The sequence below is a fragment of the Vibrio sp. S457-15 genome (assembly GCF_000960545.1).
GTDB classification, from domain to species: Bacteria; Pseudomonadota; Gammaproteobacteria; order Enterobacterales; family Vibrionaceae; genus Vibrio; species Vibrio parahaemolyticus.
This window is the reverse complement of record NZ_JYOQ01000021.1, coordinates 1-6,455: the sequence shown is the minus strand read 5'-3', so window position 1 is coordinate 6,455 and position 6,455 is coordinate 1. Positions and strand designations below refer to the sequence as shown.

6 protein-coding genes and 1 pseudogene are annotated in these 6,455 nt (G+C 39.2%); 4 read left to right on the top strand and 3 right to left on the bottom strand.

Translation table 11 applies throughout. The annotated features are described in order from the left end of the window. A partial coding sequence (locus tag UF05_RS02690) for an IS3 family transposase (RefSeq protein WP_156148032.1) occupies positions 1 to 227 on the top strand: 227 nt, incomplete at its 5' end. 105 nt (positions 228 to 332) lie between these two features. Here UF05_RS02690 and UF05_RS02685 read toward each other — a convergent pair. Next, complete coding sequence (locus UF05_RS02685; protein ID WP_005483162.1) at positions 333 to 536, bottom strand: hypothetical protein; 204 nt, start codon at positions 534 to 536, stop codon at positions 333 to 335. A gap of 906 nt (positions 537 to 1,442) precedes the next feature. Between UF05_RS02685 and UF05_RS02680 the strand changes: the two genes are divergently transcribed. The 3 genes from UF05_RS02680 (at position 1,443) to UF05_RS26255 (ending at position 4,733) form a co-directional block, all read left to right on the top strand. Beyond that, complete coding sequence (locus tag UF05_RS02680) at positions 1,443 to 1,655, top strand: cold-shock protein (RefSeq protein WP_005483265.1); 213 nt, start codon at positions 1,443 to 1,445, stop codon at positions 1,653 to 1,655. Between the two features lie 294 nt (positions 1,656 to 1,949). Then, complete coding sequence (gene rnr / locus UF05_RS02675; protein WP_045545981.1) at positions 1,950 to 4,175, top strand: ribonuclease R; 2,226 nt, start codon at positions 1,950 to 1,952, stop codon at positions 4,173 to 4,175. A 393-nt stretch (positions 4,176 to 4,568) separates the two neighbouring features. After that, positions 4,569 to 4,733: a hypothetical protein gene (locus tag UF05_RS26255; RefSeq protein WP_005483300.1), complete on the top strand. Its 165-nt coding sequence runs from the start codon at positions 4,569 to 4,571 to the stop codon at positions 4,731 to 4,733. Positions 4,734 to 4,958: 225 nt separating this feature from the next. Here the strand turns inward: UF05_RS26255 and UF05_RS02665 are convergent, their stop codons facing one another. Continuing rightward, positions 4,959 to 5,168 carry a hypothetical protein gene (locus tag UF05_RS02665; RefSeq protein ID WP_031855180.1) on the bottom strand — a complete coding sequence of 70 codons (210 nt, stop codon included), beginning with the start codon at positions 5,166 to 5,168 and terminating at the stop codon, positions 4,959 to 4,961. Between the two features lie 360 nt (positions 5,169 to 5,528). Next, positions 5,529 to 6,455 (bottom strand): annotated as a pseudogene (locus UF05_RS02660) (IS3 family transposase); the annotation flags it as partial.

The following is a 6,455-nucleotide window of genomic DNA, read 5'->3' as shown; positions in this document are numbered from 1 at the left end:
TAAAACAAAGTATGAGCAGGAAAGGAAACTGCTGGGACAATGCCTGTGTTGAGAGCTTCTTCCATTCGATGAAAGTGGAAGCGATTCAATACGAACCAATAATGACCAGAGATGAGATGCGCCAAACAGTCTTCGAGTACATTGAGGTTGATTATAATCGGACGAGAAGGCACAGTGCTCTTGGGTATCTAAGCCCAGTTAACTTTGAACAGCAAAATGTCGCTTAATGAAGTGTCCAGTCTGACTGGAGCAGAACAGAATGATAGTGATGCGAAGCGGTTGACACTTGCACACCACAATCACTATAGAATTAGGTCTAATTCTTTATAGTATTACTGATTTTGCTTAAAGAAGCGTTCAGCACTAGCAAACAGAGATTCGCAGAGATTTTTCTGCTTATTATACTCCTCAGAACCTTCTTTCATTGATTCTAGCGTCTCTTTGGCATCATGGTATTCTTTAACCATCTGCTCAAACTTAACCTCGTAGCCGCTTTTTTTGTATTTTCTTGGAGATTTATCTCGTTTTTTTCTCATTCTTGTTCCTGTTTGAACATATTCATCAAAAGTACATTGAATATGCAGGCTATATTTTTACATGAAGGATAGCCTAAAGTGGCTGAAGTAAGCCTGTTTCAACATACGACTATAAGTGCTCATTAACAATGATAAAGAATAGCTCCAAAGGATAACGTATCTAAATGGTCAAAAATCACAACTAAAAGAACTTTTACTTCATGTTTAGTTCAAAATTCTAAGTTGGACCTTTTTAAATAGGGTTACAGTCTATGAAGCTATTTTTTATAGTTAAAAACCAAACTGGGGGCTATTTAATGGAAGATAAAGAATAAGTTGCTATGGGAGTTGTATAACGATATGACTCGAAAAAAACTAAGAAGAGACTCGAACTGTATGTTTCATCAATAGCTCACGTTTCGGAGCTGACCTCACTATACACTCATTGAAGTAAATAGATAGATATTTCCCGTTTTTCCTCATTTGAGTAGGTGCAAGATCTTTCTAAACATTTGCTTTTATAAAGCTTACCTAGAAATAAAAATTTAATCTAATCATGGGTTTAGCTTTGAGTTTGTTGTAATTTCATAAATTACAACATGAGATAGCTCTTTAGTAACTAGTACCAGAAAGTAATCACTAGTTAGAGTTTTTCTATTGCATAACACGTTCTACAGGAAAGAACTACTGTTAAAGTTATAAGGTAAAAATAAAAAATAAAAAGCTAGCCTTTAGTAATTTTATCGGTATACTGCACATCAGCTCTTAAGAAAAGAGCTATTTAATTATTTTAAGATCAAATTTCTCTCAGTTCTTCATCGATTTCCTCGTTTACGTTCCTGCGAAAAAATATATATCTCTAAATCATATAATAGCGCTTATTAGCTATAACATTTACTATTAAAACTATCTTATATAGAGGTATCTATGTCTAATAAATCAACTGGTTCAGTAAAATGGTTCAACGAAACTAAAGGTTTCGGCTTTATTTCTCCAGAGAATGGTGGTGAAGACTTGTTTGTTCATTTCCAATCAATTGTCTCAACTGGCTTCAAAACACTTTCTGAAGGCCAAAAAGTATCTTACGTTGTTGAGCAAGGTAAAAAAGGTCTGCAAGCAGGCGAAGTTACTGTAATGTAACTGACTCTATGGCATCAACATTCGTTGGTGCCTATTATCTCTTCTTTTTATCATCACAAACTTTCATCCAAATTTATATACCCAAGTCACTTGAACTTAAACGTTAAGATTCACCTCACTTTGCTACGCAAATAGCCCCGTCTAATAAGTCATTTCAGTATATACCTTTGGCAAAATGCCAATAAATACCCACATAATAACTAATATGATTCAAGAATGAATCAGTTCGCCTAGTGCTTTGCTCATATAAATAGGTTTATATTAAAAGCGATTGGCGAATAAAAAGAGAATTAAATGAAATTAAATATATCCGCTCAATCACTAAACCACACTAAATATGACAATGTTATTCCTAGCCGAGATTCTATTCTTAGCCTATTCGATAAAGTAAAAAACTACTTAAGCTATGAACAGATTTCTCATTCATCTGGTTTGAATGACGAGCCTGAGAAAAATGCCTTAAAAAAACGCTTAAGAGCCATGGAACGTGATGGTCAGCTTATTTTCACGAGAAGAAAAGGCTACAAGAGAGTTGACCAATCATCGCTAGTGACTGGCAAGATAAGCATCCATGCAGACGGTTTTGGTTTTCTCACCTACGACGATAATGAGAAAGATCTATTCTTACCAAAGCATCAACTTAGTCATGTGTTTGATGGTGATATTGTACTGGTGTTGAAAGGACATCCGCAGCAACAAGGTCGTTCAAACCATCGGTTTATCAAGATCGTGGAGCGAAAAACAACTCACATAGTGGGTTTGTTAAAAAGAAAAGGTTCTAAACTTTACTTATTGCCAGAAAACTCGAAGTTAACTCAAACCATTTACGTCACTCCAAATGAACTGATTGCTAAAAATGTCGGCAAACTTGTCCACTGTAAAATCAATACTTACCCAGACCATAGACAACCAACTACCGTTGAGGTAGCGGAAGTGCTAGGGCGTCCGGGAGAAGCTGGTATAGAAGTGAAATTGGCTTTGCGTCGTCATGGAATCAATGACAAATGGGATAAAGACGTACTTGATGCTGCTTCTGCCTTCGGCTCTCAGGTGGAAGAAAAGGACAAGACATCACGAGTGGACTATCGAGATTTACCTTTTGTCACTATTGATGGTGATGACGCAAAAGACTTTGATGATGCTGTTTATGGGTATCAAATGGACAACGGTCAGTGGAAGCTTTTCGTCGCAATTGCTGACGTATCTCACTACGTTAAACCAAATGACCATTTAGATCTTGAAGCGCAGAGTCGCGCTACATCCGTTTATTTCCCTGGATGCGTTGTGCCAATGCTGCCAGAGTCTCTATCTAATGGTTTGTGTTCACTAAACCCCAATGAAGACAGATTAGTAATGGTATGCGAGATGACCTTTGATGATGAGGGTAACATGCTAGATTCAGAGTTTTCTGAAGGCATCATTCACTCTCATGCCAGATTAACGTACGACGACGCTAACCGCATTATCATGCAATCTTCGGCTAAAACAACATACCAAAGCAACAACCCTAAAAATAATATTGCGCAGTATTTGGTGAATCTTCATCGTTTATATTTGAACTTATCTGGCCAACGCAGAGTTCGTGGAGCGATTGACTTTGATACACAAGAGCTCGCTTTTAAGCTAAACAACAAAAAGAAGATTGCCTCTATCGTCCCTGTTGTTCGAAATGACGCTCACCGAATGATCGAAGAGTTTATGCTGTGCGCTAACGTTGCTACTGCGCAATTTCTAGAGCTAAATAAAATACCGAGCCTATATCGTGTCCACTCTGGCCCTCAGATGAAAAAGCTAACCTCACTGAGAATGTTACTTGCGGAAAAAGGGCTAACTTTGGCGGGGGGTGACAAGCCAACGTCTCACGACTACAACGCACTTTTAGATCAAGTTCGAGATTTGGATGAGTGTGACATAATACGTACCTTGCTGCTGCGCTCTCAAAGCCAAGCTGAATATTCGCCTAAAAACTTGGGCCACTTTGGCTTAGCATACGATGCTTACGCACACTTTACATCTCCAATTCGTCGTTACCCTGATTTACTCATTCATCGTGCCATCCGTGCCAAACTTCGAGAGAAAACTACTGGTAAATTACGTAGCCTGTTAATGAAGCTCAAGCCGATACGCCAGCTAGCAGGGATTTCGAATAGTTACCCTTACGATACAAAAGAGATTGAGCAACTTAGTGTGCACTGTTCACATCAATCTCGCCAAGCTGATGAAGTAAGTCGTGAGGTTGAATCAGCACTGAAATGCCACTACATGAAACCATTTATTGGAGGAAACTTCATGGGAAGCGTTTCTGGAGTTACGCACTTTGGTGTTTTTGTAGAGCTGGAGGAAAACAGAATCGAAGGTCTCATACCTTTATCCAGTTTTCAAAATGGCGATTTTGAATTTGATGCGATCAAACAAAAAATCTCAAGCCAAACGGCAACTTTTGCACTTGGCACTCAAGTAAACATTACTGTTAAAGAAATCGACTCTAAGCAAAGAAAAATCATATTCAACTTTGCTTAAAAATAATTGAGAACTTGATGATTTGGTACCTACTGTCAACGGTTTTTGGCTCTCTGTGTTAAGCCAAAGTTTGCCACGGGAAAACTGGCACATAGTACGTTACAACATTGGTATCCAAATCAACATAGTGAGGACACGATGTACACTAACTTTGGTATGCATGGCTTTCTTATAAATAGCAAAGTTTGAGATTTTCAGACTTTTTGTGAAAAGTGAAATGCCACAATTAATTGAGCGAGTCTTATCTTAATTAATTTAAGCTTAGCTAATTTAGATAAGCATATAACACGCTTGTGTCTATTTTGTGCTGACTTGTGTAGTATCATTGTCTCTTTCATAGCCAACATGGATGTGGTGTGAAATTAAGTTGACCATTAAAAAATAGGATTATATGTGAGCAAGTTACTTAAACCGACACAAAAGCAGAAACAACTTGGTCTTAATCCGAAAGGAAAAGGGATTAAGCGGATACCAGAAGAGTTAAAGAGAAAGGATGTCCGCAAACGAATAGAAGAGATTGAGGAACAAAAGAAGTGGGATAAGGAATGGGGATTGTGAGTTCAAGAAACCTCTCTGAACTTATCAATACGACACTCCTCATGCATTCTGAAAAACTGAGTAATTTGGACAGAGACATGCTTGCAGGTTTACTCGATCAACTCAACCGTGAACAGGCTTTGACAGACAAACAAATTAAACTGTGTCAAAGGTTAATACGAAAAACTAATCAAGCCTGTGTATTTATTGATGACACTCCAAACGAACCGTGATTGCTAAGCAATATCACTCTTCGGTGCTATCAATCCAGCCTTGCTCAGGCGTCAATCGAGTCAGCACTTGATCCATTAAATCTTTGATTTCAATTTGGTCAGTACCCTCTGGCGAATGATGCTCTGCTGAGCGCTTTGCGTTCGTTAGGTTTTTCATGAAGATAGCTTCGCTATCCATCACGGCGTGTTTCGCGTTGAAGTAAGTGACCTGGTAGGTCGGCATAGTATTGTTCCTTCTGTGGGGACGTGAAGATGTGATGCTTTCAATATAGCACTTTTTCATGCTATAGCGTTCTAACTGACTTGGCCTTCTTAATTAAAATTGACTAGCCAAGCCACTGATTATCAAGAAATATGAACGCAAAGCGTACAATATGATGATGTGGGTTCGATTCCCGCTATACGTTCCAAATCCAAAAACCTAATGGCACTATGCACTATGACCGATGTTTTTCATCGGTCATCACTTTTTTAAGCAATTTTACCAGCTCTTACCATCATATGACGTCACTATTGGCATCGAAGGAATAATGCCAAGCGTTGTTCTATGAACTGATCTGCTCCAGCCAGACTGGACACTTCATTAAGCGACATTTTTCTGTTCAAAGTTAACTGGGCTTAGATACCCAAGAGCACTGTGCCTTCTCGTCCGATTATAATCAACCTCAATGTACTCGAAGACTGTTTGGCGCATCTCATCTCTGGTCATGATCGGTTCGTACTGGAGCGCTTCAACCTTCATCGAATGGAAGAAGCTCTCAACACACGCATTATCCCAGCAGTTTCCTTTTCTACTCATACTTTGCTTTAGATTATAAGCAGTTATGAGGTCTCGATAATCTTTCGAGCAATACTGGCTACCCCATTGATAATGCATCGCAGACCAGTGTTGCCATCATCTTCGTATCCATTGACCAACCAATTACTTGCCGTGATTAAAGGTCAATGATCACAGCCAAATACAACCAGCCTTCACTTGTGGCAAGATACGTGATATCGCCCGCCCATTTTTGACTCGGAGCCGTTGCAGTAAAGTCCTGAGCTAGCAAGTTCGGAGCTACAGGCATCTTATGTTTGCTGTCCGTTGTACACTTAAACTTGCGTGCCGCTTTCGGCGTTAAATCCTGACGCTTCATGCTGGCTGCAATGGTTTTAACATTATGGCTATTACCGTTCTCAGCGAGTTCTTTCTGGATACATCTTGAACCATCTCGACCTTTACTGTTGTCAAAAGCATCTTTGACCTTTGTATCAAGCTCTTGACGAATTGTCTCGCGCTGGATGGCCTTGTGGCGATGCTTAATCCAATAATAAAACCCACTTCGAGAAACCCTGAATACCTTAACCATGCGGACAACACTGAAGCACAGCAAGTGTTCAAGCATGAATTCATAGCAATCTACTTTAGATTTTTCGCGAAGTAGGTGGCGGCCTTTTTTACGATATCTAGCTCTTCTGCTTGTTCTGCCAACTGTCTTTTGAGTTTGGCTACTTCAGCAGCTAGCTCTTG